Genomic DNA, 25865 nt, shown 5'->3' with positions numbered 1-25865 from the left:
TGCGAAGAGGGTTAGTGTTATGGGTAAGAATGTCGTAGTCCTGGGCACCCAGTGGGGCGATGAAGGCAAAGGTAAGATCGTCGACCTGCTGACCGAACAGGCTGCAGCTGTTGTGCGTTACCAGGGTGGTCACAATGCGGGCCACACCCTGGTGATCGACGGCGAGAAGACCGTTCTGCACCTGATCCCCTCCGGCATCCTGCGCGAAAACGTGCAGTGCCTGATCGGCAACGGCGTGGTGGTTGCGCCTGATGCACTGATGCGTGAAATCCTCAAGCTGGAAGAGAAGGGCGTGCCGGTGCGTGAGCGTCTGCGCATTAGCCCATCTTGCCCGCTGATTTTGCAGTATCACGTGGCCCTGGATCAGGCGCGCGAAAAAGCACGTGGTGATGCCAAAATTGGCACCACGGGTCGTGGCATTGGCCCGGCCTATGAGGATAAGGTGGCGCGTCGCGGTCTGCGTATTGGCGACTTGTTCAACCCAGAGCGTTTCGCTACCAAGCTTGCCGAGCTCTTGGATTATCACAACTTCGTGCTGGTTAATTACTACAAAGAGCCGGCCATCGACTTCCAGAAGACGCTCGACGAGTGCATGGAATACGCCGAGCTGCTCAAGCCGATGATGACTGACGTAACTGCTGTGCTGCATGGCATGCGTCGTGATGGTAAGGACATCATGTTTGAAGGTGCACAGGGCTCGCTGCTGGACATCGACCACGGTACTTATCCCTACGTCACCAGTTCCAACACCACGGCAGGCGGTATTGCTACTGGCTCCGGTTTTGGCCCGATGTACCTGGATTACATCCTTGGCATCACCAAGGCTTACACCACGCGCGTGGGTGCTGGTCCGTTCCCGACTGAGTTGTTTGATGAAACTGGCGCCTTCCTCGCCAAGCGTGGTCATGAGTTCGGCTCTACCACCGGTCGTGCGCGTCGTTGCGGTTGGTTTGATGCCGTAATTCTGCGTCGCGCCATCGAGATCAACAGCATCTCTGGTCTGTGCTTGACCAAGCTCGACGTGCTCGACGGCCTGGAAACCATCCGTATCTGCGTTGGCTACAAAGATCAGAATGGCGATGTACTGGTTGATGCGCCTACTGATGCCGATAGCTACTTGGGTCTGCAGCCGGTTTACGAGGAGCTGCCAGGTTGGAGCGAGTCGACTCTGGGCGCCAAAACCCTGGAAGAACTGCCGGAGGCTGCGCGTGCTTACATCAAGCGTGTGGAGGAGTTGGTGGGTGCGCCGGTTGATATCGTTTCCACCGGCCCGGACCGCAACGAGACTATTGTGTTGCGTCATCCGTTTGCCTGATAGTCGCATGCAGTGCACAAAGGGTCGCTAATTGGCGACCCTTTTTCGTTTCTGGCGCAGGTAAAAATATCTGGGCTGGCCTTCATAAGTCAGCTTTGCCGCCGTTATAGGTAGTACCGTTGCTAGGAGTTTCTGCCGTGTTTGCCATTATTTCTGTATTGCGCAGTCGTTTGTTGCTGCCGGTGTTTTTGGCGCTGGGCGTAGCCCTGCTGGTTCAAGTTGTGGTTGCGGTGGCGCTAACGCGGACCACGGTGGCGACGCTTGAGGCTGAACTGGCTAAAGGGATGCAAGCGGATACCGCGCGGTTAGTAGATGAGCTGACGAAGGCCGGTGAGGAAGTGCGCGGTGGCTTGGACAGTCTTTCCATTAGTACTCAGGCCCAGTTAGCCAAAGGCCTTTCCGCTCGACTGGGTGAGGAGCAGGTGCAAATCCGCGCGGTGCTGGACAGTAACCTCAAGCGCTCTGCGGACGAGCTGGCGCAGCTGTTGTCGGCTGTTGCGCCCAAGGCAATTTGGGATGCCGACGTGCCCGCGCTGACCGAATTGGTGCGTGGCGCGCACCGCAATCCATCAGTTTTATTTGCGGTGTATCTCGATGCGCAAGGTAAGCGCCTGACGCGGCACCTTAACCGCCAGGATTCACGCGTGCGTGCGCTGCTGGCTAAGGGTGAGGGTGGCGGTGCGCTGGATAAAGTGCTGCAGGCGGCGGCGAGTGATTCAGGTGTGTACATCGCCGAGGCCACGATCAGTCCGATGGGTTCTGATATAGGCAAGGTTCTATTGGGGGTTTCCACTGCGTCGGTAGATGAAGAGTTGGCGAAGCTGGATGCGCGCTTCGTCGATCTGATCGGCAGTAGCGGGCGCTTGGTTTCTGACAGTTTAAGCGGTGCGGCCACCAGCAGTGCGGATGCGTTAGCGGCGCGTTTGAGTATTGCCCGTGATACGGCTGGCGGTATGGAGCAGAGCAGTCGTGAGGTGGTCCAACAGGCTGCCGCCGGGTTGCGCTGGAATATCAGTGTGGGGTTGATGGCGGTGGCGTTGGTGATTTTGCTGGTGTTGGCGCTGGTGCTGGGGCGGCGAGTGGTCAGCAAGCTGCATACCTTGATTGCGGTATTGAATGATTGGGCGGCGGGCGAGGGGGATCTGACTCGCCGAGTGGAGCTCAATAGCCGTGATGAAATTGGCGACATGGCGGCAGCGGTCAATCGTTTCGTCGCCAAGTTGCAGCCGATTGTACGTGAGGCGGGTGAGGTGGCATCACTCACTGGGCAGGAAATTGGTCATCTGGCGGCCCGTAGTGCAGCGGCCGAGTCGGCCGCTGAGCGTCAGCGCGATGAAGTGGCGGGTAGCCTGCAGGCCTTGGCTGAAATGGCAGGTGAGGCGCAGGCAGAAAGCCTGGCTATGCGTGAGGCTCTGCAGCGCGTCGGGGCGATTCGCCAGGCCGCGGACGAGAACGCTGCGATTGCGCTGCGTGTGGGTGGTTCGATCGAAGAGTTGGTGTTGCGTGTAGAAACTGGTTCGGCAGTGATCGAGCGGCTGGCTAAGCAAAGTGAGCAAATCGAAGTGGTGCTGACGGTGATTCGCTCCATCGCCGAGCAAACCAACCTGCTGGCGCTGAATGCCGCGATTGAGGCCGCGCGGGCGGGTGAAAGCGGTCGCGGTTTTGCTGTTGTGGCGGACGAAGTGCGGGCTTTGGCCAGTAAGACGCAGCAGTCCACGGGCGATATTCAGGCCCATATCGGTGCGCTGCAACAGGGCGCGCGCGAAGCGGTTGAGGCGATTGGTCAGGCGGGTAAGCAGGCGGGTCAGGGTTTGGCAGCGTTGCGTGAAAGTGCGCAGGTACAGCAGTCGGTGCGTGATGCGGTGGAGGAGGTGCACGGTGCAATCAATGCTGCGAGCGAAGCAGCGGCGCATCAGGCAAGCGGCGCGGATGCTGTGCGTGGCCGTGTCGAAGTGATACATGTCGAAGCGCAGCGTGCGGCGGAAGCGGTGGCGGCCACAGCCAATAGCGGTCGGGTATTGGATGGGCTGGCGAAGAAGCTCAAGGCTAGCTTGGGGCAGTTTCGCGTTTAAGTCGTCTTGCGGCGGATGGGCGCATGCGTCCGCCGTATTGCTTGGATCTGCTGTGTTAAATCGCGCCCAATAAAAAACCGAGCCAGTAGCTCGGTTTTTTGAATTGGTGCCCAGGAGAAGACTCGAACTTCCACGACCGTAAGGTCACCAGCACCTGAAGCTGGCGTGTCTACCAATTTCACCACCTGGGCATTGATTGCAAAAAAAGCTTATTTGCGATCAACTACAACTCGGTTAACTTCGTTTCCCGTCGTTGTGGCGCGCATAATACGGACCGGGTTTTTACTTGTAAACCCCTGTTGTTAAAATATTTTATTCTGTGTGCTGTGCTGACCTGGACAGTGGTTTCGCGCTTCAATAGGCACATGGCAAACCGAATTTGTGTAGATAAGGTGAATTACCTCTAATGGCCGATTGGCAATCCCTCGATCCCGAGGCCGCTCGTGAAGCGGAAAAATACGAAAACCCCATCCCAAGTCGCGAGCTGATCCTGCAGCACTTGTCTGACCGTGGCTCTCCTGCGAGCCGTGAAGAGCTGGCCGATGAGTTCGGTATGGCCACTGATGAGCAGCTCGAAGCGCTGCGTCGTCGTTTGCGCGCCATGGAACGCGATGGTCAGCTGATCTATACCCGTCGTGGAACTTATGCGCCGGTAGACAAGCTCGACCTGATTCTGGGGCGCGTCAGTGGCCACCGTGATGGTTTTGGTTTTCTGGTGCCGGATGACTGCAGTGATGACTTATTCCTGAGTCCTGCGCAGATGCGCTTGGTGTTCGATGGCGACCGTGCGTTGGCGCGAGTTTCTGGGCTCGACCGGCGTGGCCGTCGTGAAGGTGCTGTGGTGGAGGTGATCCTCCGCGCGCATGAAAGCATCGTCGGTCGTTACTACGAAGAAAGTGGTGTCGGCTTTGTTGTCGCGGATAACCCGAAGATCCAGCAAGAAGTGCTGGTGACGCCAGGGCGTAACGCAAGTGCTAAGCAGGGCCAGTTTGTTGAGGTGAAAATCACCCACTGGCCGACTACACGCTTCCAGCCGCAAGGTGATGTGGTTGAAGTGGTTGGTAACTACATGGCCCCTGGCATGGAAATCGATGTTGCACTGCGCAGCTACGATATTCCCCATGTGTGGCCTGAGGCTGTGGTCAAAGAGGCGGGCAAGCTCAAGCCGGAAGTTGAAGAGAAGGACAAAGAGAAACGTATTGACCTGCGCCATCTGCCGTTCGTGACCATCGATGGTGAAGATGCTCGTGACTTTGATGACGCAGTTTACTGTGAGAAGAACGGCAGTAACTGGCGGTTATTCTCTGGCGGCTGGAAGCTCTATGTCGCCATCGCTGACGTTTCTCATTATGTGAAAATAGATTCTGCGCTGGATGCTGAGGCTCAGGTGCGAGGCAACTCGGTGTACTTCCCCGAGCGCGTTATTCCGATGTTGCCAGAAGAGCTGTCCAATGGTCTCTGCTCGCTGAATCCGCAGGTAGATCGTTTGGCCATGGTCTGCGAGATCAGTATCTCGAAAACCGGCAAGATGACCGACTATCAGTTCTATGAGGCGGTGATCCATTCCCATGCGCGCCTGACCTACAACAAGGTCAGTGCCATGCTTGAACAGCCGAAAAGCACTGAAGGCAAAGCCCTGCGTGGGGAATACAACGAGGTGCTGCCGCATCTCAAGCAGCTGTATTCGCTGTACCAGGTCTTGCTGGCGGCGCGCCATGAGCGCGGCGCCATCGACTTTGAAACCCAGGAAACTCGGATCATCTTCGGTGCAGATCGCAAGATTTCGGATATTTGCCCGACTCAGCGCAACGATGCGCACAAGTTGATTGAAGAGTGCATGCTCGCCGCCAACGTCGCGACTGCAGCGTTTATGCAGAAGCATGAAATCCCTGCGCTGTATCGTGTGCATGATGGTCCGCCGCCAGAGCGTGTAGAAAAACTGAAAGCGTTCCTCACCGAGCTTGGTCTCTCGCTGCATCGCGGTAAGTCCAAAGACGGCCCTACGCCGAAGGACTATCAGCAGTTGCTGGAAAGCATTCGCGGGCGGCCTGATTACCACCTGATCCAGACCGTGATGCTGCGCTCCCTCAGTCAGGCGGTTTACAGTGCCGACAATCAGGGCCACTTCGGCCTGAATTATGAGGCGTATGCGCACTTCACTTCGCCGATTCGTCGCTACCCAGATCTATTGATCCATCGGGCGATTCGCAGTGTGATTCGCTCCAAGCTCGACACGCCGCACGTCAAGCGCGCGGGTGCTGCAATCATGCCGCGTGCGCGTATCTATCCGTACGATGATCCGATTCTCGAACAGCTCGGCGAACAGTGCTCGATGTCCGAGCGTCGTGCCGATGAGGCGACTCGCGATGTGGTGAACTGGCTCAAGTGCGAGTTTATGAAAGACCGCGTCGGTGAAACCTTCCCCGGTGTGATTACCGCAGTGACTGGTTTTGGTCTGTTCGTCGAATTGAAGGACATCTATGTTGAAGGGCTGGTGCACGTGACCGCCTTGCCGGGTGATTACTATCACTTCGATCCAGTGCATCACCGTCTGGCGGGCGAGCGCAGTGGGCGTAGCTTCCGTCTGGGCGATAGCATCGAGGTCAAGGTCATGCGCGTCGATCTTGATGAGCGCAAGATCGATTTCGAGTTGGCCGAAGAAAAGGTTGCAGCGCCTGCTGGCACGCGTCGCGGCGGTTTTGAATCGGCGGCGGGCAAGACTGGACGTCGCGGCGAGCGTAAAGCGTCGGCTGGCTCTGATGTAGACAAGAGTCGCGCGCTGAAAAAGTCGCTGCTCAATGATTCAAAGAGCAAGCCCGCCAAGGGTTCGCCCAAAGGCGAGTCGGCGGCAAAGCCGGGTAAGTCGAGCTCCCATCGTAAGGGTGCTGCTGCGGGTGGTGCGCCATCGTCAAGTGGGCCGCGCAAACGTAAGGCGAAGTCATGAGTCAGCTGGAAAAAATCTACGGCGTGCATGCGGTAGAGGCGCTGTTGCGTCATCACCCTAAGCGGGTTAAGCAAATCTGGTTAGCCGAGGGGCGTAATGACCCTCGCGTGCAGGTGCTCCTGGCCTTGGCTGCGGATTCGCGGGTTGCGGTCGGTCAGTGCGAGCGTCGCGAGATGGACTCGTGGGTCGAGGGTGTGCATCAGGGCGTTGTGGCTGATGTTAGCCCTAGTCAGGTCTGGGGTGAGGCCATGCTCGATGAGCTACTTGATCGTACCGAGGGTGCGCCCTTGTTGTTGGTGCTCGACGGTGTGACTGATCCACATAATCTGGGTGCTTGCCTGCGCACCGCCGATGCGGCCGGTGCGCTAGCGGTGATTGTGCCCAAGGATAAATCCGCCACACTCAACGCTACCGTGCGCAAAGTGGCCTGTGGTGCTGCCGAGGTGATTCCCTTGGTGGCGGTGACCAATCTTGCGCGCAGCCTGGAGAAGCTCCAGCAGCGTGGCCTGTGGATTGTGGGTACGGCCGGTGAGGCGGAGATGGACTTGTATGATCATGACCTGACCGGGCCGACCGTGCTGATCATGGGGGCAGAAGGCAAGGGCATGCGTCGTCTGACGCGTGAGCATTGCGATTACCTAGTCAAGCTGCCGATGGAGGGCAGCGTCAGCAGTCTCAACGTCTCAGTGGCGACCGGTGTTTGCCTGTTTGAGGCATTGCGTCAGCGCAAGGCTGGCGGCAAGAAGAAGTAACACTTGGGCTGGGCGCCAAGGGCGCTCGGCGTTCTTTGGCGGGAGAAAGATTACTTTTCTCGCTGACGCCTGATTGTTCAATTAATCACCAGTTCGTCTTGCGTGTGGCAGGGTGCTTCACTAGAATAGCGCCCCTTGCCGCTACGGCAGGCGTGTTTGCGCCTTTCTGTTTCAGCAAGACAAACAAGTGAAATTCACTCCTTGCCTGACCGCACTTCGCGGCAGGCTACAACCCGTAAGGAGCATTTATGCGTCATTACGAAATCATCTTTCTGGTTCACCCGGACCAGAGCGAGCAAGTCGGCGGCATGGTTGAGCGTTACACCAAGCTGATCGAAGAAGACGGCGGCAAGATTCATCGCCTAGAAGATTGGGGTCGTCGTCAGCTGGCTTACGCCATCAACAACGTCCACAAGGCTCACTACGTGATGCTTAACGTTGAGTGCACTGGCAAAGCTTTGGCTGAGCTGGAAGACAACTTCCGTTACAACGATGCCGTGATCCGTAACTTGGTCATCCGTCGCGACGAGGCCGTTATCGACCAGTCCGAGATGCTCAAGGCCGAAGAAAACCGCAGTGAGCGCCGTGAGCGTCGTGACCGTCCTGAAAACGCCGATTCTACTGATGGCGATGACAGCGACAACAACGACAGCGACAACGCTGACGAGTAATCCACGGATCTATTGAGGAGCCACTCTCATGGCACGTTTCTTCCGTCGTCGTAAATTCTGCCGTTTCACCGCAGAAGAAGTGAAAGAGATCGATTTCAAAGATCTCAACACGCTGAAAGCTTACATCTCGGAAACCGGCAAGATCGTTCCTAGCCGTATCACCGGTACTAAGGCTCGTTATCAGCGTCAGCTGGCTACCGCTATCAAGCGCGCCCGCTTCCTGGCCCTGCTGCCTTACACCGACAGCCACGGCCGCTGAGACCAGATGTTCGACAAGAAGTAAGGGATAAATTGCATGCGCGCCTTAGCTGAATTCATTATGCGCGGCCGTATGCAGGCCACTCTCGTAGTGGTGGTTTCTGCGGCATTGCCGTTGTTGTTCTGGTTAAGTGCTGCCGCTGGAAGCCTGGTGCTTCTGCGGCGCGGTTGGAGTGATGCCATTGGCATCCTCGTTTGGGCCCTGCTGCCGGCCATTGGCTGGTGGTATTTTGGTGAGCCGCGCACCCTGTTGGTGTTGCTCGGTGCGCTGGGGTTAGCGTTGTTATTGCGCGCTAATCTGTCCTGGAATCGTGTACTGCTTTGCAGTGTGGCATTGGGCTTGGTGTACGGGTTGGTCTTGGGCGCGGTGTTCCGCGAGCCCATCGAGGCAATGGCGCTTGAGCTGCAGAAGCTCATGCCGCAAATGCTCGAAGGGGTTCACCAGCAAATGTCGGTGGATGAGCGAGCGCGTTTGGATAGCCTGATTGCACCGGTACTGACCGGCTTGATCGCGGCGTTGTTGCAGATAGTCAGCTTGTTGAGCCTGATGCTTGGGCGCTTCTGGCAGGCGCAGTTGTATAACCCGGGTGGTTTTGGCAGTGAGTTTCGCGCGCTACGCCTCCCTCCACCGCTGGCGATGTTGCTGTTGGTCGGCATGCTGTTGGGGCCCAATCTGGGTCCGCAAATGGCCATGTTGACCCCGTTGTGCAGTGTGCCGTTAGCGTTTGCGGGTATCGCCCTGTTGCATGGGGTGGTGGCGCAAGGTCGGCTAGGCAAGTTCTGGCTGGTTGGGTTGTACATCACGCTGTTGCTGTTTATGCAGCTGACTTATCCGTTACTGGTGGTTTTGGCCATTGTCGACAGTCTGTTTGATTTTCGTGGTCGCTTTGAGCGTAAACAAGGCTCGGGCCCTACGAACGGTGAAGGTTAAAAGTTAAGAGGTTATTACCAAATGGAACTGATCCTGCTGGAAAAAATCGCCAACCTGGGCAACCTGGGCGATAAAGTGAATGTTAAGTCCGGTTACGGTCGTAACTTCCTGCTGCCGAAAGGCAAAGCTACTGCTGCAACCGCTGCAAACATTGCAACGTTTGAAGCCCGTCGCGCTGAGCTGGAAAAACTGGCTGCCGAGAAGAAAGCTTACGCTGAATCCCGTGCTGCTCAGTTGGCTGAACTGGAAGTCACCATTACCGCTACTGCGGGCGATGAAGGCAAGCTGTTCGGCTCCATCGGTACTCACGACATCGCTGAAGCCCTGACCGCCTCTGGCGTTGAAGTGGCTAAAGCTGAAGTGCGTCTGCCGAACGGCACCATTCGCCACCTCGGCGAATACGACGTAGCCGTGCACCTGCACAGCGACGTTGAAGCAACCGTTAGGGTTGTTGTTGTAGCCGCCTAATGGGCTGCTGAACGGGCTTGCACTTAGGTGTAGGCTCGCTAACATCGGGCACGGCATTGCGAAAGTGATGCCGTGCCCTTTGTTTTTCAAAAATAGAATTGTTTTCCTGAGCCTTATGAACGACATCAGCCTGCCCGAACAGTACGACCTGCAAACCTCTGCCCTGAAGGTGCCGCCGCACTCGATCGAGGCTGAGCAAGCCGTGCTGGGTGGCTTGATGCTCGACAACAATGCTTGGGAGCGCGTGCTTGATGCGGTGTCCGATGGTGATTTCTATCGGCACGATCACCGCCTGATCTTCCGTGCTGTCTTCAAGCTGGCGGAGCGCAACCACCCTTTTGACGTGGTGACTGTGTCCGAGCAGCTGGACCAAGAAGGGCAGCTTTCGCAGGTCGGCGGGTTGGCTTATCTCGGCGAGTTGGCGAAAAATATCCCATCGGTGGCCAACATCAAGGCCTATGCGCAGATCATTCGCGAGCGCGCTACGCTGCGCCAGCTGATCGGCATCAGTGGCGAAATCGCCGACAGCGCTTATATGCCGCAAGGCCGCACCGGTGCCGAAATTCTCGATGAGGCCGAGCGTCTGATCTTTCAGATCGCTGAGGCGCGGCCGAAGACCGGCGGCCCGATTGGGATCAACGATATTCTGGTCAAGGCCATCGACCGTATCGACACCCTGTTCAATAACGGCGATGCGATCACCGGCCTGTCCACTGGCTTTAATGAGCTGGACGACCTGACCAGTGGCTTGCAACCGGCAGACTTGGTCATTGTTGCCGGTCGTCCGTCCATGGGTAAAACCACCTTTGCCATGAACCTGGTGGAAAACGCCCTGATGCGCAGCGACAAGGTGGTGATGGTGTACTCCCTAGAGATGCCCTCCGACTCCATCGTCATGCGTATGCTCGCCTCTTTGGGTCGCATCGATCAAACCAAGGTTCGTGCCGGTCGGCTCGACGATGACGACTGGCCGCGGCTAACCTCGGCGGTCAATCTACTTAACGACCGCAAGCTGTTTATTGACGATACGGCTGGCATCTCGCCTTCGGAAATGCGCGCGCGCACACGACGCTTGGCCCGTGAGCACGGCGAGATTGGCCTGATCATGGTCGACTACCTGCAGTTGATGCAGATTCCCGGCTCCAGCAGCGACAGTCGAGTTAACGAGATTTCCGAAATCTCCCGCTCGCTGAAGGCCTTGGCCAAAGAATTTAACTGCCCGGTAATCGCCTTGTCACAGCTCAATCGCGGCCTCGAACAGCGCCCGAATAAGCGCCCGATCAACTCCGACCTGCGTGAGTCTGGGGCCATCGAGCAGGACGCCGACATCATCATGTTCGTTTACCGCGACGAGGTGTATCACCCTGAGACCGAGTACAAGGGCGTCGCTGAGATCATCATCGGTAAACAGCGTAACGGCCCGTTGGGAACCGCGCGGCTGGCCTTCCTCGGTAAGTATTCGCGCTTCGAAAACCTCGCGCCAGGCAGTTATCAGTTCGACGAAGATTGACGCTATGGCGTGCAACGCAGCGTCTTAGCGAGCCAGATCAATAAAAACGGGCGGCCAGTGGTTAAACTGGGCGCCCGTTTTTTTAAGGACATTGCTGTCATGCGCCCGCTTGTTGCCTCCATCGATTTGTCTGCGATCACTCACAATTATGCCGTGGCCAAGCGTTGCGCGCCGGGGCGACAGGCGTTTGCAGTGGTCAAGGCGAATGCCTATGGGCACGGCGTGCGCGAGGTGGTGACGGCCCTGCACGGTATCGCCGATGGCTTTGCTGTGGCCTGCCTGGAGGAGGCCGCTGAGGTGCGTGCCTTACATGGCGAAGCGCGCATCCTGCTGCTAGAAGGTTGCTTTGCTGCGGATGAATATCAATTTGCTGCGCAGCTAGGCCTGGACGTGGTGCTACACAATGCCCTGCAGGCACAGCAGTTGCTCGCGGCCACGCTGAGTCGGCCGTTGAATGTTTGGTTGAAACTCGACAGTGGTATGCATCGGCTGGGTTTTAGTGCGGCTGCGCTGCGTGAATGGCACGGGCATCTGCACGGCGCGGTGCAGGTCGCTGAGTTGAATTTGCTTAGCCACTTTGCCTGCGCGGATGAGCGCGGCAGTGAAACCATCGAGCTGCAGCTTGAGCAGTTTCTCGAGCTACTAGACCTGGATTTTGCCCAGCGCTCACTGGCTAACTCGGCGGCGATTCTGACCATTCCGGCGGCGCATATGGATTGGCTGCGCCCCGGCATCATGCTCTACGGCGCGACGCCATTCGCTGATTTGACTGCGGCAGAGTTGAGTGTGCGCCCGGCGATGAGCCTGACGGCGCAGCTGATTGCCTGTCGCGATGTGGCCGTTGGTGAGGCCGTCGGTTATGGCGCTAGCTGGTGCGCCGAACGGCAGTCACGTATTGGTACGGTGAGTTGCGGTTATGCCGATGGCTATCCGCGGCATGCTCCGACGGGTACGCCAGTGATCGTGCGAGGTCAGCGCGTAGCGCTGGTCGGGCGGGTATCGATGGATATGCTAAGCGTTGATTTGACCGACCTGCCCGATGCTGCTGAGGGTGATGTGGTGGAGTTATGGGGCGCGCAGTTGCCGGTAGATGAGGTGGCGCAGGCCGCTGGTACTATTGGCTACGAGCTGCTCAGCAAGGTCACTGCGCGGGTGCCGCGGCGCTATCGCAATAGCTGAGCAAGGTCGTACACCTGAGCGCAGCTCTCCTGCAGGCGTGCGCCGTTAGTCCCTGCGTCGCCTTCATCGCGCGGCTGATCTGAGTCGTGCTGGGCTTAGGGCCTCGAGTGGCGCGCGAAGCCTCTGAGGCGAGGCGGGCTGTTGGCAGCGGTACCACAGCCATTAATCCTAGTGTTTGAGTCGGGTTTGGTTAAATTTTGTGCTATATTACGCGGCCGCGATTTACCATCCCTGTTCGTCAACGCCGGTCACTTTCCATGTCCATGCAAACCGCCAAGCCGTTATTCGATTATCCAAAGTACTGGGCCGAGTGTTTCGGCCCTGCGCCTTTCTTGCCGATGAGTCGGGAAGAGATGGATCAGCTTGGCTGGGACAGCTGCGACATCATCATCGTCACCGGTGATGCCTATGTTGATCACCCCTCGTTTGGTATGGCGATCATCGGCCGGCTGCTAGAGTCCCAGGGCTTTCGGGTCGGCATCATCGCGCAGCCAAATTGGCAGTCGAAAGACGACTTTATGAAGCTCGGCGAGCCGAACCTATTTTTCGGCGTCGCGGCCGGCAACATGGACTCGATGATCAACCGCTACACCGCCGATAAAAAAATCCGCTCGGATGATGCCTACACCCCTGGCGGTATGGCCGGTAAGCGCCCTGATCGGGCCAGCTTGGTGTACAGCCAGCGCTGTAAAGAAGCCTATAAAAACGTGCCGATCGTGCTCGGTGGCATCGAAGCCTCGCTGCGCCGTATCGCCCACTACGACTACTGGCAAGACCGCGTGCGCAACTCGATCCTGATCGACGCCAGTGCCGATATTCTGCTGTATGGCAACGCCGAACGCGCCATCGTTGAAGTGGCCCAGCGTCTGTCTTACGGGCAGAAAGTCGAAGACATCACCGATGTGCGCGGCACCGCGTTTATCCGCCGTGACACGCCGCAGGGCTGGTACGAGGTCGACTCCACCCGTATCGACCGGCCGGGTAAGGTCGACAAGATCATCAACCCGTACGTGAACACCCAGGACACCCAGGCCTGCGCCATCGAGCAGGAAAAGGGCCCAGTTGAAGACCCGAACGAAGCCAAGGTGGTGGAGTTGCTGGCTAGCCCACGCATGACCCGCGATAAGACGGTGATCCGTCTGCCGTCGATGGAGAAAGTGCGTGGCGACGCGGTGCTGTATGCCCACGCCAACCGGGTATTGCACCTCGAAACCAATCCGGGTAACGCCCGTGCACTGGTGCAGAAACATGGTGAGGTGGATGTGTGGTTCAACCCGCCACCCATCCCGATGACCACCGAAGAGATGGATTACGTGTTTGGCATGCCCTATGCGCGTGTTCCGCACCCGGTGTATGGCAAAGAGAAAATTCCCGCCTACGACATGATTCGCTTCTCGGTGAACATCATGCGCGGCTGTTTTGGCGGCTGTACCTTCTGTTCGATTACCGAGCACGAAGGCCGCATCATCCAGAACCGTTCGGAAGAATCGATCATTCGCGAGATCGAAGAGATCCGCGACAAAGTGCCGGGCTTTACCGGGGTAATTTCCGACCTCGGCGGCCCGACCGCGAACATGTACCGCATCGCCTGCAAGAGCCCGGAAATTGAATCCGCGTGCCGTAAGCCGTCGTGCGTGTTCCCCGGCATCTGCCCGAACCTGAACACCGATCACTCGTCGTTGATTCAGCTGTATCGCAGCGCCCGTGCCCTGCCGGGTGTGAAGAAGATTTTGATCGCTTCTGGTCTGCGTTACGACCTCGCTGTTGAGTCACCGGAATATGTGAAAGAGCTGGTCACCCACCACGTTGGTGGTTACCTGAAGATCGCCCCGGAGCACACCGAGGAAGGTCCGCTCAATCAGATGATGAAGCCGGGCATCGGCAGCTATGACAAGTTCAAGCGCATGTTCGAGAAGTACTCGAAAGAGGCGGGCAAAGAGCAGTACCTAATTCCGTACTTTATCGCTGCGCACCCGGGCACCACCGACGAAGACATGATGAACCTGGCGCTGTGGCTGAAAAGCAGCGGCTTCCGGGCCGACCAAGTGCAGGCCTTCTACCCGTCGCCGATGGCCACGGCCACGGCCATGTACCATTCGGGCAAGAACCCGCTGCGTAAGGTCAGCTACAAAAGCGACAGCGTGACCATCGTTAAGAGCGAAGAGCAGCGTCGTCTGCACAAGGCCTTCTTGCGTTATCACGACCCGAAAGGTTGGCCGATGCTGCGTGAAGCATTGACCCGTATGGGCCGTACTGACCTGATCGGGCCGGGCAAGAATCAGCTGATTCCGCTGCATCAGCCGGCTACTGACGGCTACCAGAGCGCGCGGCGTAAAAACTCGACGCCGGCGGGCAGCCACAAAGTGGCCAAGGAAACTACCAAGGCTAAACCGATGTTGACCCAGCACACCGGCCTGCCGCCGCGTGACACCGGTGCGGCAGGTGGCAACCCATGGGACAAGCGTGAGCAGGCCAAAGCGGCTGCGCAGGTGCGCAACCAGCAGGCCGCCAAAGAGCGTTCCGATGCCGCCAAGGGTAAGGGCAAGAAACCCGTGAAGAAGCCAGCTGTGCCGCGCTGATTCTGCGCCATAAAAAACGCCAGCCTTGAGCTGGCGTTTTTTATGGCGATGGTTGCAGGCGTGGTGGGGACTGCGCAGCCGTAGGATGGGTTAGTCGCGTAGCGGCGTAACCCATCAAGTCGATAGTGTGGTGGGAGATGGGTATCGCTGCGCTCAACCCATCCTACGGCCTCAGCCGTACCGCTTCTGCGCTTCAATCGCCAAGCCATTGCCGATGCTGCCGAAAGTGTTGCCTTCGACATGGCGGGCATTCGGTAGCATCGCGGCCACGCTCTGGCGCAACGCCGGAATGCCGCTGGAGCCGCCGGTAAAAAACACCGTGTCGACCTGCGCAACGCTGACGCCAGCATCGCCGAGCAGCTGGGTGATACTGGCGCGTACGCGCTCAAGTAGCGGTTCGATGGCCGCCTCAAACAGCTCGCGGGTCAGTTCGGCGATCAGGCCTGGCTCAAGGCGGCCAAGGTCAATCGGTCTGGCATCCTGCTCGGTGAGGGCGATCTTGCTGTCCTCCACTTGCATGGCCAGCCAGTGGCCGTCGCGGCGCTCGATCAGTTGAAACAGGCGGTCGATGCCGGTGGGGTCGACGATGTCGTAGCGCATGCTTTGCAGCTGGCGCTGTGACTGCGCGGAATAGACCGCGTTGATGGTGTGCCAGGTCGCCAGGTTCAGGTGGGTGCTGGTGGGCATCGGCGCGGCGCTTTTCATTTTGCTGCCATAACCGAACAGCGGCATGACGCCGGCCAACGACAGCTGCTTGTCAAAATCGGTACCGCCGATATGCACGCCGCCGGTGGCGAGAATGTCGCTGCTGCGGTCGACGACGTTACGGCGCTCGGGGGCCAGACGCACTAAGGAGAAGTCCGAGGTGCCGCCGCCGATGTCGACGATCAACACCAGTTCTTCCTGGCTGATCCCCGACTCGTAATCGAAGGCCGCAGCAATTGGCTCGTATTGGAACGACACGTCCTTGAAGCCGAGCTTGTGCGCGACGGCGACCAAGGTGTTCTGCGCTTCAAGGTCGGCGACCGGGTCGTCATCGACGAAGAACACCGGGCGGCCCAGCACCACTTCTTCAAACGGTCGGCCGGCGGTGGTCTCCGCGCGCTTTTTCAGCTCGCCGATAAAGAAGCCAAGCAGGTCCTTGAACGGCAGGGCGCTGCCGAGCACGGTGGTTTCGCTTTTCAGCAGCTTGCTTCCCAGCAGGCTTTTCAGCGAGCGCATCAGGCGGCCTTCATAGCCCTCCAGGTATTCCTGCAGCGCCAAGCGGCCATACACCGGGCGGCGCTCTTCCATATTGAAAAACACTACGGACGGCAGGGTGATTTTACCGTCCTCAAGAGGGATCAGCGTCTCAGCGTCCGGCCGTAGCCAGCCGACGGTGGAGTTGGAGGTGCCGAAGTCGATGCCGCAGGCGCGGGCGGGAGTAGAAAGAGTCATGCGGCGCGCTGTTCCTGAAAAATAATCGGGAGATTTTTTGATGTCGCGCACTAACGGCCCCAAGGGTGACCGCCATAGAGGGCTGGTCACAAAAAAACGGGGAAACGCTCATGCGCGTAAGCCCGCAAGTCGAAGCACATGGATGTGCCGAACACAAAAAACGGCCGCGCATTCTATGCGAGTGCGCCGCGCAATGCTCCCCTAGTTATCTGGAGATTGGCGCGGCTTAGGGTTGGGCAGAGTGGGACTGTTTTCGCGACGGCTCTTCCACTGGCTCCACTCGAAGCCAACGACGATGAGCAGCGACAGTGCAAACGGCAGCAACAGATAAAAGCCGCGGAACACGATCAGCGCGGCGAGTACGTCCGCTGCCGGGAGCTCGGGCATGGCCGCGAGGAAGGTCACTTCGAGTACGCCTAAACCGCCGGGGGCGTGGGACAACAGCGCCAGCGAGAACGAAGCAAGGAACACGCCGAACACCACCAGATAACCCGGGTTGTGTTCGGCCGGCAGGGCAAAGTAGATGATGGCGGCGGCGCAGGCCAACTCCAATGGCCCTGCCAATAGCTGGCGCGCGACAATCCGCAGGCGCGGGTATTCGATATGCAGTTTGCGCCAATGCAGCGGTTTGAACTGCCGCCAGGAACCGAGCACATAGAGGGTGACCAACAGCAGTAAAAGCCCGCCGATGATCTCGGACACCCGCGGCGTGACCTTGGTCACGCGGTGAATCAGATCCGGTTCCAAGAGCAAAACGCAGCCGCTGGCTAGTAGCGTGCCGAGAATAAAGGTGAAGGAGCAAAAGACGATCAGGATGCCAATTTCCTGCGGCGTCATGCCTTTACTGCGGTAGGCGCGGTAACGCACCAGTGCACCAGAGAACACCGAGGCGCCAATGTTGTGAGCCAGCGCATAGGTGGTGAAGGAGCACAGGCTGATAAAGCGCCATGGGATTTTTTTACCCAGGTGGGCGAGGGCGATGCGGTCGTACCAGGCCAGAGCGCTATAGGCGCCCAGTGTGGCGGCACCCGCGAGTAGCCAATTCATGCGTGGAATGGCGCGCAGGCTGTCGGCGATTTCATCCAGGGAAATAGTGCGTACCTGGTGATAGAGCAAGTAGCACGACAGCACAACAGCGCTGAGGCCCACTAGGGTCCAGATCAGGTCGCTTCTTTTCATCTTGGCTGTAAGTCCACTGCACTCATTCCGTCGTTCTGCAACTGACCCCGCGCACGACCTGCGCGAGGTGGCGCAGTATCGCGGAGGCACGATAGATGCTCAACTTTGCCACTTACCGTTGGTGATATGGCGTCTGCCGCATAGCGCTAAATGCTGCTCCAGCCGAGAGTGAGGGCTGCCAATACAGCATAACGGGCGGTTTTCGCCAGGCTGACGATCAGCAGGAAAATCCACACGCGTTCGCGCATTACCCCTGCCACCAAGGTCAGTGGGTCACCGATCACCGGCACCCAGCTTAACAGCAGCGACCAGCGGCCGTAACGCGCATAGCCGCGCTGCGCTTGTTGCAGGCGCGCCTCGCTGACCGGGAACCAGGCTTTATGGCGAAAGTGTTCGAGGTAGCGGCCAAGTAGCCAGTTGAGTAGCGCGCCGAGGACGTTACCCGCGCTAGCAATGGCGACAAGCATCCAGGGCACGTAGGTGCCGCTCAGCAGCAGCGCCACCAGCACACTTTCCGATTGCAGCGGCAACAGCGTGGCTGCACCCAGCGCCGAGAGGAACAGACCGAGGTAAGCGGAGAGCGTCAGCATCCGTGGCGCACCAGTCAGATTCGCTTAGGGCTGCTTTTCCTGTTCGGCATTGGCCATCACATCTTCCAGCTTGAGGCCAGTGAGGCCGTGGATGGTGCGCCACAGGTAATAGAAGACGGCCATCAGCATGATCATCGAGGGGATCGCGATCATTGGATAGCTGAGCAGGTTCATCCGCCCAAGCTCGGCATTGAAGGCTTCACTGCCGGCCGGGCTGATCACAATCCACTTGGCCAGTGCGTAGTTCATCGCCGAGGAAAAGAAGAAGGTGCCGCTCAGCCAGTAAGTGGCCCTGAGCAGGCGCGCCTCGAACTGCGCGGTATTGCCGGCCTGCTCTAGGCACTCATGAATCTTGTCGACGTTGAGTACGTTCTTATTGAACAGCATGGTGCGAATTAACGGGTAGCGCGTGCGTGTCGACACCAGCACGGCGATACCGATCAGGCCGGGAATCGCCGCTTCTTTGATTGCCAGCCACTGGTTGTCCAGCTTGAGCAGGCCGATACCGCCGGTAAGCAGCACGCTGACCAGGCCGAGCAGAGCAATAAAGTTGAATTTGCGGTACTTGAGCAGCTCGAAACTGCCCCAGCCCAGCGGGAAGGCCAGTGCCAGCATCAGCGCACCGTCAGCGCCGAGTTTGGCCTCACCACTGAGCTTCATCAGAATCAAGGAGGGGATAATGATGCTGACCAGTAAATCGATCAGCGGGCGGGGTTTGTGCGTGGCCTGAGTGCTTTGCGTGGTATCGGTCATGTCATTCAAGGTGCAGGAAAGATCAGTGATCATCGCCTGCTTGGGCGGCGGCTACCAGCCCAGCTGTCGCCTTGAAGGTGAAAAAAACGCCGAGAGGTCTTTTTAGCCTTGGCCGGCGATGAGCAGACGGCTGAGCGTAGGGGCTGGCCATTAAAATTTAGCAAATGCGGATGTTATGGGTTTATCCCGCGAGTTCGGTGGATAACCGCTAGCGCGAGGCTCGGCGAGAGTCACGCTCTGATGCTAAATTGATATCAGTGACTCTGCAGTGACGCTCACTGCTTGTTTAGTTCAGCGTGAGCCGTGGCTACGTATTGGGAGTGATAGCTGATGCACAGGCGATGCGGGTCGAAATCTGCGCTGCTACTTATGATATTAACCAGTTGGGCTGTTAACGCATCGGCCAAGGAGTGTGTGGGCGTGGTGGCGGCTAGCACTGCGCCGTTTTGGTTGCAGGTAGAGGCCGGCACTCGGCAGGCAGCCAAAGAACAGGGGTTGGATATCTACTTTCGTGGCCCTAACCGCGAGGGGCGGGTCGAAACCCAGTTACAGATGATCAGCTGGACGTTGGCGCGTGGCTGCAAGGCGCTGGTTATCGCCCCCAGCGGTAATGCAATTACCGCGCGCGTGCAGCAATTGGCAGCCAGTGGCGTAATTACCATTTATTTCGACCGTGATATGCCCGGCAGCGCAGCGCGCGGCGTGGTGACTACCGACAATTTTCGTGCCGGCCTCGAGGCTGGCCAAACCATGGCGGCTGCGCTCGCTGGGCGAGGTAATGTCGCGCTATTGCGCTTGCAGGCGGATGTAACCTCGACCAGCGAGCGTGAGCGAGGTTTTCGCCAGGGCGCGCAAGAAGGCGGGCTGAATGTGCTGGTGGATGCTTACATCGGTAACGACAGTCAGGCTGCGGTAAATGCCTTGCGGGATGATCTGCCGCAGCTGGCCGGGATATTCACGCCCAATAGTGTCAGCTCGCGTGCGGCGCTGGCAGCGATGCGGCGGCTCGGTAAGGCGGGGGACGTTCTGCATATCGGCTTCGATGGCGATGCCTTGTTGCTCGACGCGTTGCGTAAAGGCGAGATTCACAGCCTGTTTATCCAGCAAGCCCATGCCATTGGTTATCGCGCCGTGCAGTTGGCTGCGCAAGGGTTGCGTGGCGAGTTACCCTCTGAACCGGTAAACATTGCGTTGCAGGTGAGGCAGGTAACTCGCGGTAATCTAGCTCAGTGGGAGCAGGACCTCGAGTTAGAGCTGTCTGGCAGTCCGTAATCGCTTGTGTTGGCTTGCCGCAAGACTGTATTGATGAGAGCTCCAGTGGCTGGCGACCAATCCTCGCAATTGGACTCGGCTAATTATTTTATGTTCTGTAGGTAGTGCCCCATGAGGTTGGCGATTTGGCTCGGCGTGTTGTTGCTTGGCTACTGTACTTCGGCGTTGGCGGCAGAATTGCGCCTGTATACCGAGGAATACCGCCCGCTCAGCTATATCGAAAATGGCACGCTAACCGGTATGGCGGTGGAAGTGACCGAATTGCTGATCCAGCGTACCGGGCAGGCTGCTCGGATCGAATTGGTGCCTTGGACCCGCGGCTATCACCAGGTGCAGCACGAAGCTAACAGCGGGTTGTTCGCTATGGTGCGTACGCCTCAGCGCGAGGCACTGTTCCAATGGGTTGGGCCGATTGCCCTGGGGCGCACCAGTTTCTACTCGCGGCGTGGTGCCGGGTTATCTATACGCGGGGTAAAGGATGTCGAGCAGTTCAGTACGCTGGTGGTGCCCAAAAATTGGTATTCCTACGAGTACCTTCGCGGGCAGGGCCTGAAAAACCTCTATGGCGTACCAACACCGCAGCATATGGTGAAGATGTTCAAGCATGGTCGCATCGAGTTGTTAGTAGCCAATAATCTGGTTCTGGATAACATGCTTGCGGAGCAGGGCATGCGCCGTGATGAGGTCGAGTTGCAGTACACCTTTATGGCTAACAACTCCTACATTGCCTTTTCCAAGAGCACTGACCCGGCGCTGGTGCAACGTTGGCAGCAAGCACTTGAGCAGTCGGGCCATGATGGTAGCTTGCAGCGTATTCATCAGCGCTGGTTCGGCGAGCCTTACAGTTTAGATGCCTTAATGCCGGCGCCTTAAGGCATCTACTCCGCCCTTAAGCGCGGCTAACTGAGCACCTAACGGTTGGTCGCCCATAACTTCCTGAGTCTGCTTATGCCCACCGCACGCCCTGCCCAGCTAAACTTTGCTGCGCGCGCCCAGTTGTTCGCTCACCTTGCTGCAATGGAACAGGCTGGCGTGCCGGTCGAGCGAGCGCTACTTAGCGTGAGTGTGCCCTTAGGGGCCAAGACTGCGCTGGCCAGCCTGCAAACGCAGATTGCCGTAGGTAGCGACATCGCCAGCGCCGGCTTACGCAGCGGTTTGTTTACCCCGCTGGACGCTACTCTGCTGCGCGCTGGCCAGGCCAGCGGTTGCCTGGCGACGATCTATCAGCGGCTGGCGGAGCGCTATACACACCAGGCGCAACAGGCCGCTGCCTTGAAATCACGCTTGCTGTTGCCTGGCGCTGTGCTGGTGTTGGCGCTGTTTATTCAGCCACTGCCGGCGCTGGTCGGTGGCCAGCTGAGCGGCGCGGGTTATCTATGGGGTGTGCTCTGGCCCTTGCTGGTGCTGGGCTCACTCTATGCCTTGGGGCGCGGGCTTTATCGGCGTCGCGAACACACGCCTGCCGGCGCAACTAGGGCTCTCGATAGCGTGTTTGCAAGGCTGCCGCTAATGGGGCCAGCACTGCTGCGGCGTAACCTGCGCGACTTTTTTGCCAGCCTGGGGCTGATGCTGGAAGCCGGTATGCCGATGCTTGAGGCCTTGCCCAAGGCCTGTGCGGTGATCAGCCATGCGCCGCTGCGCCAACGCTTCAGTGCTGTGCCCTTGGCTATTCAGCGTGGCCAGACCTTGGCTCAAGCGTTGGCGGCTCTCACCTTCCCCGGCCAGGGTTTGGCGCTTGGCTTGATTCGCTCGGGAGAGGCCAGCGGCACTCTCCCGGCCAGCTTGCTCAACTACGCCCGCGTGGAAACCCAGAAGCTGGATAGCTTGACCGAGCAGCTGACCACCTGGCTGCCGCGCATGCTGTATATCGGGGTGATGCTGTGGATGGCTTATGGCTTGCTCACTGGCGCCGGCTTTGGCCCACGTTTGCCGGTTGAGCTAGGCTGATGCAGGCGGCGTTGCGGTTTATGCGCTGAGGGCGGGGTGTAAGGTCGCTGGCCGATTATGTAGTTTTACTACATAATCGCTCGCCTAGATCCGACACATGACTGATGGTGCATTTCCATGCAAATAGCTTCGCATCACGACCTACGCGTGCAATTTCGTAAGCTTCTCGCTGCAAATAGCTGCTATCACACCGCCTCCGTATTCGATCCCATGGCAGCACGTATCGCCGCTGACCTCGGTTTTGAGGTCGGAATTCTGGGCGGTTCTGTAGCTTCACTACAAGTTCTGGCCGCCCCTGACTTCGCCCTGATCACCCTCAGCGAGTTTGCCGAGCAAGCCACCCGTATTGGCCGGGTCAGCCGCTTGCCGTTGATTGCCGATGCTGATCACGGCTACGGTAATGCGCTGAACGTGATGCGCACGGTGGTTGAGCTAGAGCGTGCGGGGGTTTCCGCGCTGACCATCGAGGACACCCTGCTGCCGGCACAGTTCGGGCGCAAATCCACAGACCTGATCAGCATCGACGAGGGCGTCGGTAAAATCCGTGCGGCCTTAGAGGCCCGTTTCGATTCAGACCTTGCGGTTATCGCCCGAACCCATGCAGGGCTGCTGGATATTAACGAGGTGATTCGCCGTACTCAGGCTTACCAAGCTGCAGGTGCCGATGCCATTTGCTTGGTCGGTGTCGAGGACTTTGACCATCTGGAGCAGATATCGGCTGCCTTGAGCGTGCCGCTGATGCTGGTCACGTATGGCAACCCCAAGCTGCGTGATAACACCCGCTTGGCGAGCCTTGGCGTACGTATCGTGGTCAATGGCCATGCGGCCTATTTCGCGGCTATCAAGGCCACCTACGATTGCCTGCGCGAGCAGCGCGGGGCGCAGTCCAGCGACCTCAGCGCGACCGAACTGACGCATACCTACACCCAGCCGGAGGACTATATCGTCTGGGCTAAAGAGTTTATGAATGTAAAAGAGTAAGTTGCCGATCAGCTGCGCTTGTAATGAGGCACAGTGGCGTCCATATCGTGTACTAAGGGCAATGCATGTGGAGGTGATCATGGCCGGCGGTTGGAGTAATGACGGCGCGGTACAGGAACAGATCGACAGCAGCATCGAGGACGCCATCCAGCGCGCCCGTAGCCAGCTGCCCAGTGGTGAAAGCCTGACGCACTGCGAAGCGTGCGATGCGCTCATTCCAGAGGCGCGACGCAAGGCTGTGCAAGGCGTGAGGTTGTGCGTGGTCTGCCAGGACGCGGATGATCAACAGCAGCAAGCCAGCGGTGGCTATAACCGACGCGGTAGCAAAGATAGCCAGCTGCGCTGATTGAGCTGGTCTTGGGTGAGCAACAACTCGGCGTCTTTTTTCGGGCGTGAGGCTGCTCGAAAGTCAGCAACGTGTTCATCTATACTTCCTAGCATTAATGACCTTCTGCTAGAGGGCGCGTGATGGTTAGTGCAGTGCGTGACTCTATCCTGACGGGTTACCGGCGCGACGCCCGCGCATGGTGGGTGATGTTGATGCAGCGCAGCGCCTTATGCGTGTGTTTGTGGCTGTCGGGTATCTCGTTGTTATCAGCGGCTGAGTTGCAGCTGTACACCGAAGAAAGTCCGCCATTGAATTTCAGCCGCGATGGTCTGATCACGGGCTTTTCCACTGAGCTGATTCAGCAGCTGGCGGTGCTTGCTGGGGATGAGGTGCGCATCGTACTGGCACCTTGGACGCGCGGTTATGCCAAGGCACAGGGCACCCCGAATGTAGGGCTCTTCACCGTGGCGCGTATTGCAGAGCGAGAAAAATCGTTCCAGTGGGTCGGGCCAATCTCCCTTTCAATCAACCGTTTCTATACCCGTAAAGGCTCTGGTCTGTTGATCGATAGCATGGCGGCGGCGCAACCTCGGCAATTGGTTCTGCCTCGCCAGTGGTACAGCTATCAATACCTGGCGGATCAAGGCTTCCGCAATATTTATACGGTGACATCCGCGGAGCGGATGATGGAAATGTTTCGCAGCGGTCGGGGCGAGGTGTTAGCGGCGAGCGACATCGCGCTGCCTGATCTACTCGGCTTAGTCGGCATGACGCCTGACCAAGTAGAGGCGCAGTGGGTGTTTCTCCTGCACGAGTCCTACTTGGTGTTTTCGCCGACCACTGACCCTGCGGTTGTGATGCGTTGGCAAGTCGCTCTGGATGAGATGAAGCGTGATGGCAGCTTCGCTCTTACTTTCCAGCGCTGGTTCCCCAGCCGGAGCTTGCCGTCTCGCTTGCTTGAAGTCAGTCGCTAGCTTCAGAACAGAAAATAACGCTGCGCCATCGGCAACACATCCGCCGGTTCGCACCAGAGCAATTGGCCGTCTGCCTTGACCTGATAGTTCTGCGCATCCACCTCGATGTTCGGCAAGTAATCGTTGTGGATCAGGTCGGTCTTCTGCACCTCACGACAGCCTTTGACCACACCAATCTTCTTCTTCAAACCGAGTTGCTCGGGTACTCCGGCATCAAATGCGGCCTGGCTGATAAAGGTGAAACTGGTGGCGTGGCGGCTGCCACCATAGCTGGCGAACATCGGTCGGTAGTGCACCGGCTGCGGCGTCGGGATCGAGGCGTTGGCGTCGCCCATCAGGCTGGCGGCAATCGCGCCACCCTTCAAAATCAGCGTCGGTTTCACGCCGAAGAAGGCCGGACGCCAGAGCACCAGGTCCGCCCATTTACCCACTTCAATCGACCCTACTTCATGGCTGATGCCGTGGGTGATGGCCGGGTTGATGGTGTATTTGGCGATGTAGCGTTTGACCCGGAAGTTGCTGTTGCCTGCACCATCGCCTGGTAGCGGACCGCGCTGCTTGTGCATCTTGTCGGCGGTCTGCCAGGTGCGGGTGATCACTTCGCCGACGCGGCCCATGGCCTGACTGTCTGAGCTGATCATGCTGAACGCGCCGAGGTCGTGCAGGATGTCTTCGGCGGCGATGGTTTCACGGCGAATGCGCGATTCGGCAAAGGCCACATCCTCGGCAATGCTCGGGTCGAGATGGTGGCAGACCATGAGCATGTCGAGGTGTTCGTCGATGGTGTTGCGGGTAAAGGGCCGGGTCGGGTTGGTCGAGGACGGCAGCACGTTGGGAAAGCCACAGGCCTTGATGATGTCCGGCGCATGACCACCGCCTGCACCTTCGGTGTGATAGGTGTGAATGGTGCGGCCCTTGAACGCGGCCAAGGTAGTTTCGACGAAGCCGGACTCGTTGAGCGTGTCGGTGTGGATCGCCACCTGCACATCGTATTGGTCGGCCACGTTCAGGCAGTTATCGATCGCCGCCGGGGTGGTGCCCCAGTCTTCATGCAGCTTGAGGCCAATCGCACCGGCTTTGACTTGTTCAATCAGCGGTTCGGGCAAGGAGGCGTTACCTTTGCCAGTAAAGCCTAGGTTCATCGGGAAGGCGTCAGCGGCCTGCAGCATGCGCGCCATATGCCAAGGCCCTGGCGTGCAGGTGGTGGCGTTGGTGCCGGTAGCCGGCCCAGTGCCGCCGCCAATCATGGTGGTCACGCCGCTCATCAACGCCTCTTCGATCTGCTGTGGGCAGATAAAGTGGATATGGCTGTCGATGCCGCCGGCGGTAAGGATCATGCCCTCACCGGCGATCACTTCGGTACCCGCGCCGATGGCAATGGTCACGTCGGGCTGGATGTCCGGGTTGCCGGCTTTACCGATGGCGGCGATGCGGCCGTCTTTCAGGCCGACGTCAGCTTTAACGATGCCCCAGTGGTCGATGATCAGCGCGTTGGTGATCAGCGTGTCGACCACATCGGCGGCGCACAGTTGGCCCTGGCCCATGCCGTCGCGTATGACTTTGCCGCCGCCGAATTTCACTTCCTCGCCGTAGGTGGTGAAGTCTTTTTCCACTTCAATCCACAGCTCGGTATCGGCCAGGCGCACCTTGTCGCCGACGGTGGGGCCGAACATATCGGCATAGGCTTGGCGGGAAATTTTCATGCTTTGAGTCCTGTCCGTAGGA

The 25865-nt window shown here is 58.5% G+C and carries 21 protein-coding genes, 1 tRNA gene and 2 pseudogenes; 18 read left to right on the top strand and 6 right to left on the bottom strand.

Going from position 1 to position 25865, the window contains the following annotated elements:
• Window positions 1-19: 19 nt before the first annotated feature.
• The 3 genes and pseudogenes from BMZ32_RS04905 to BMZ32_RS19750 form a co-directional block, all read left to right on the top strand.
• Complete coding sequence (locus BMZ32_RS04905) at window positions 20-1315, top strand: adenylosuccinate synthase (protein WP_090240206.1); 1296 nt, start codon at window positions 20-22, stop codon at window positions 1313-1315.
• Window positions 1316-1599: 284 nt separating this feature from the next.
• A pseudogene (locus tag BMZ32_RS19755) lies at window positions 1600-2529 on the top strand (HAMP domain-containing protein); the annotation flags it as partial.
• Window positions 2530-2886: 357 nt separating this feature from the next.
• Window positions 2887-3387: pseudogene (locus tag BMZ32_RS19750) on the top strand (methyl-accepting chemotaxis protein); the annotation flags it as partial.
• A 104-nt stretch (window positions 3388-3491) separates the two neighbouring features.
• Here the strand turns inward: BMZ32_RS19750 and BMZ32_RS04895 are convergent.
• A tRNA-Leu gene (locus tag BMZ32_RS04895) sits at window positions 3492-3578 on the bottom strand.
• A 215-nt stretch (window positions 3579-3793) separates the two neighbouring features.
• Here BMZ32_RS04895 and rnr point away from each other — a divergent pair.
• From rnr to BMZ32_RS04850, 9 genes are all read left to right on the top strand, one after another.
• Window positions 3794-6331 (top strand): ribonuclease R, encoded by a 2538-nt coding sequence (rnr, locus tag BMZ32_RS04890; protein ID WP_090240203.1) that lies wholly within the window; start codon window positions 3794-3796, stop codon window positions 6329-6331.
• Entirely contained in the window at window positions 6328-7083 is a 756-nt protein-coding gene (gene rlmB / locus BMZ32_RS04885; RefSeq protein ID WP_090240202.1) for a 23S rRNA (guanosine(2251)-2'-O)-methyltransferase RlmB, read from the top strand. Before rnr ends, rlmB begins: the two co-directional genes overlap by 4 nt.
• Before the next feature lie 248 nt (window positions 7084-7331).
• Window positions 7332-7754, top strand: coding sequence for a 30S ribosomal protein S6 (gene rpsF, locus BMZ32_RS04880; protein ID WP_090240200.1), 423 nt, complete (start codon window positions 7332-7334; stop codon window positions 7752-7754).
• A gap of 28 nt (window positions 7755-7782) precedes the next feature.
• Window positions 7783-8013, top strand: coding sequence for a 30S ribosomal protein S18 (gene rpsR / locus BMZ32_RS04875; protein WP_069519637.1), 231 nt, complete (start codon window positions 7783-7785; stop codon window positions 8011-8013).
• 36 nt (window positions 8014-8049) lie between these two features.
• Window positions 8050-8943 carry a YybS family protein gene (locus tag BMZ32_RS04870; RefSeq protein WP_090240199.1) on the top strand — a complete coding sequence of 298 codons (894 nt, stop codon included), beginning with the start codon at window positions 8050-8052 and terminating at the stop codon, window positions 8941-8943.
• 21 nt (window positions 8944-8964) lie between these two features.
• Complete coding sequence (gene rplI, locus BMZ32_RS04865) at window positions 8965-9411, top strand: 50S ribosomal protein L9 (RefSeq protein ID WP_090240197.1); 447 nt, start codon at window positions 8965-8967, stop codon at window positions 9409-9411.
• 115 nt (window positions 9412-9526) lie between these two features.
• Complete coding sequence (gene dnaB, locus BMZ32_RS04860; RefSeq protein ID WP_090240196.1) at window positions 9527-10921, top strand: replicative DNA helicase; 1395 nt, start codon at window positions 9527-9529, stop codon at window positions 10919-10921.
• 99 nt (window positions 10922-11020) lie between these two features.
• Window positions 11021-12100: an alanine racemase gene (gene alr, locus BMZ32_RS04855; protein ID WP_090241554.1), complete on the top strand. Its 1080-nt coding sequence runs from the start codon at window positions 11021-11023 to the stop codon at window positions 12098-12100.
• Window positions 12101-12363: 263 nt separating this feature from the next.
• Window positions 12364-14679 carry a YgiQ family radical SAM protein gene (locus BMZ32_RS04850; RefSeq protein ID WP_090241553.1) on the top strand — a complete coding sequence of 772 codons (2316 nt, stop codon included), beginning with the start codon at window positions 12364-12366 and terminating at the stop codon, window positions 14677-14679.
• A 171-nt stretch (window positions 14680-14850) separates the two neighbouring features.
• Here the strand turns inward: BMZ32_RS04850 and BMZ32_RS04845 are convergent, their stop codons facing one another.
• The 4 genes from BMZ32_RS04845 to BMZ32_RS04830 form a co-directional block, all read right to left on the bottom strand.
• Window positions 14851-16116: an Hsp70 family protein gene (locus tag BMZ32_RS04845; protein ID WP_090240194.1), complete on the bottom strand. Its 1266-nt coding sequence runs from the start codon at window positions 16114-16116 to the stop codon at window positions 14851-14853.
• A gap of 201 nt (window positions 16117-16317) precedes the next feature.
• Window positions 16318-17295 carry a lysylphosphatidylglycerol synthase transmembrane domain-containing protein gene (locus BMZ32_RS04840; protein ID WP_090240192.1) on the bottom strand — a complete coding sequence of 326 codons (978 nt, stop codon included), beginning with the start codon at window positions 17293-17295 and terminating at the stop codon, window positions 16318-16320.
• A gap of 146 nt (window positions 17296-17441) precedes the next feature.
• Window positions 17442-17885: a YqaA family protein gene (locus BMZ32_RS04835; protein WP_090240191.1), complete on the bottom strand. Its 444-nt coding sequence runs from the start codon at window positions 17883-17885 to the stop codon at window positions 17442-17444.
• Window positions 17886-17909: 24 nt separating this feature from the next.
• Entirely contained in the window at window positions 17910-18638 is a 729-nt protein-coding gene (locus BMZ32_RS04830) for a VC0807 family protein (RefSeq protein WP_090241551.1), read from the bottom strand.
• Between the two features lie 369 nt (window positions 18639-19007).
• Here BMZ32_RS04830 and BMZ32_RS04825 point away from each other — a divergent pair, with 369 nt between their 5' ends.
• The 6 genes from BMZ32_RS04825 to BMZ32_RS04800 all read left to right on the top strand — a co-directional run bounded on the left by BMZ32_RS04825 (window position 19008) and on the right by BMZ32_RS04800 (window position 24140).
• The gene (locus BMZ32_RS04825; RefSeq protein WP_090240189.1) at window positions 19008-19910 is read left to right on the top strand and encodes an ABC transporter substrate-binding protein; all 903 of its coding nucleotides are present in this window, start codon (window positions 19008-19010) and stop codon (window positions 19908-19910) included.
• 111 nt (window positions 19911-20021) lie between these two features.
• Window positions 20022-20783: a substrate-binding periplasmic protein gene (locus tag BMZ32_RS04820; protein WP_090240188.1), complete on the top strand. Its 762-nt coding sequence runs from the start codon at window positions 20022-20024 to the stop codon at window positions 20781-20783.
• Window positions 20784-20858: 75 nt separating this feature from the next.
• On the top strand, window positions 20859-21857 hold the full coding sequence (locus BMZ32_RS04815; RefSeq protein WP_090240187.1) for a type II secretion system F family protein: 999 nt from the start codon (window positions 20859-20861) through the stop codon (window positions 21855-21857).
• A 117-nt stretch (window positions 21858-21974) separates the two neighbouring features.
• Window positions 21975-22838 carry an isocitrate lyase/PEP mutase family protein gene (locus BMZ32_RS04810; RefSeq protein WP_090240186.1) on the top strand — a complete coding sequence of 288 codons (864 nt, stop codon included), beginning with the start codon at window positions 21975-21977 and terminating at the stop codon, window positions 22836-22838.
• A 79-nt stretch (window positions 22839-22917) separates the two neighbouring features.
• Window positions 22918-23184 (top strand): DksA/TraR family C4-type zinc finger protein, encoded by a 267-nt coding sequence (locus BMZ32_RS04805; protein WP_090241550.1) that lies wholly within the window; start codon window positions 22918-22920, stop codon window positions 23182-23184.
• Window positions 23185-23318: 134 nt separating this feature from the next.
• On the top strand, window positions 23319-24140 hold the full coding sequence (locus tag BMZ32_RS04800) for a substrate-binding periplasmic protein (protein ID WP_167376714.1): 822 nt from the start codon (window positions 23319-23321) through the stop codon (window positions 24138-24140).
• A gap of 2 nt (window positions 24141-24142) precedes the next feature.
• Here the strand turns inward: BMZ32_RS04800 and ureC are convergent, their stop codons facing one another.
• Complete coding sequence (ureC, locus tag BMZ32_RS04795) at window positions 24143-25843, bottom strand: urease subunit alpha (protein WP_090240182.1); 1701 nt, start codon at window positions 25841-25843, stop codon at window positions 24143-24145.
• Window positions 25844-25865: the final 22 nt, after the last annotated feature.

It is taken from the genome of Pseudomonas guineae (assembly GCF_900113745.1).
Classification (GTDB): Bacteria; Pseudomonadota; Gammaproteobacteria; order Pseudomonadales; family Pseudomonadaceae; genus Aquipseudomonas; species Aquipseudomonas guineae.
This window is presented reverse-complemented; position numbering and strand designations above follow the sequence as displayed.

Coding starts and splice junctions, on each gene's coding strand:
- BMZ32_RS04815 (WP_090240187.1), top strand. CDS start 20,859: ATGCCCACCGCACGCCCTGCCCAGCTAAACTTTGCTGCGCGCGCCCAG.
- rplI (WP_090240197.1), top strand. CDS start 8,965: ATGGAACTGATCCTGCTGGAAAAAATCGCCAACCTGGGCAACCTGGGC.
- BMZ32_RS04810 (WP_090240186.1), top strand. CDS start 21,975: ATGCAAATAGCTTCGCATCACGACCTACGCGTGCAATTTCGTAAGCTT.
- BMZ32_RS04820 (WP_090240188.1), top strand. CDS start 20,022: ATGAGGTTGGCGATTTGGCTCGGCGTGTTGTTGCTTGGCTACTGTACT.
- BMZ32_RS04870 (WP_090240199.1), top strand. CDS start 8,050: ATGCGCGCCTTAGCTGAATTCATTATGCGCGGCCGTATGCAGGCCACT.
- dnaB (WP_090240196.1), top strand. CDS start 9,527: ATGAACGACATCAGCCTGCCCGAACAGTACGACCTGCAAACCTCTGCC.
- BMZ32_RS04840 (WP_090240192.1), bottom strand. CDS start 17,295: ATGAAAAGAAGCGACCTGATCTGGACCCTAGTGGGCCTCAGCGCTGTT.
- BMZ32_RS04905 (WP_090240206.1), top strand. CDS start 20: ATGGGTAAGAATGTCGTAGTCCTGGGCACCCAGTGGGGCGATGAAGGC.
- ureC (WP_090240182.1), bottom strand. CDS start 25,843: ATGAAAATTTCCCGCCAAGCCTATGCCGATATGTTCGGCCCCACCGTC.
- BMZ32_RS04805 (WP_090241550.1), top strand. CDS start 22,918: ATGGCCGGCGGTTGGAGTAATGACGGCGCGGTACAGGAACAGATCGAC.
- rpsR (WP_069519637.1), top strand. CDS start 7,783: ATGGCACGTTTCTTCCGTCGTCGTAAATTCTGCCGTTTCACCGCAGAA.
- rnr (WP_090240203.1), top strand. CDS start 3,794: ATGGCCGATTGGCAATCCCTCGATCCCGAGGCCGCTCGTGAAGCGGAA.
- rpsF (WP_090240200.1), top strand. CDS start 7,332: ATGCGTCATTACGAAATCATCTTTCTGGTTCACCCGGACCAGAGCGAG.
- BMZ32_RS04825 (WP_090240189.1), top strand. CDS start 19,008: ATGATATTAACCAGTTGGGCTGTTAACGCATCGGCCAAGGAGTGTGTG.
- alr (WP_090241554.1), top strand. CDS start 11,021: ATGCGCCCGCTTGTTGCCTCCATCGATTTGTCTGCGATCACTCACAAT.
- rlmB (WP_090240202.1), top strand. CDS start 6,328: ATGAGTCAGCTGGAAAAAATCTACGGCGTGCATGCGGTAGAGGCGCTG.
- BMZ32_RS04850 (WP_090241553.1), top strand. CDS start 12,364: ATGCAAACCGCCAAGCCGTTATTCGATTATCCAAAGTACTGGGCCGAG.
- BMZ32_RS04835 (WP_090240191.1), bottom strand. CDS start 17,885: ATGCTGACGCTCTCCGCTTACCTCGGTCTGTTCCTCTCGGCGCTGGGT.
- BMZ32_RS04845 (WP_090240194.1), bottom strand. CDS start 16,116: ATGACTCTTTCTACTCCCGCCCGCGCCTGCGGCATCGACTTCGGCACC.
- BMZ32_RS04830 (WP_090241551.1), bottom strand. CDS start 18,638: ATGACCGATACCACGCAAAGCACTCAGGCCACGCACAAACCCCGCCCG.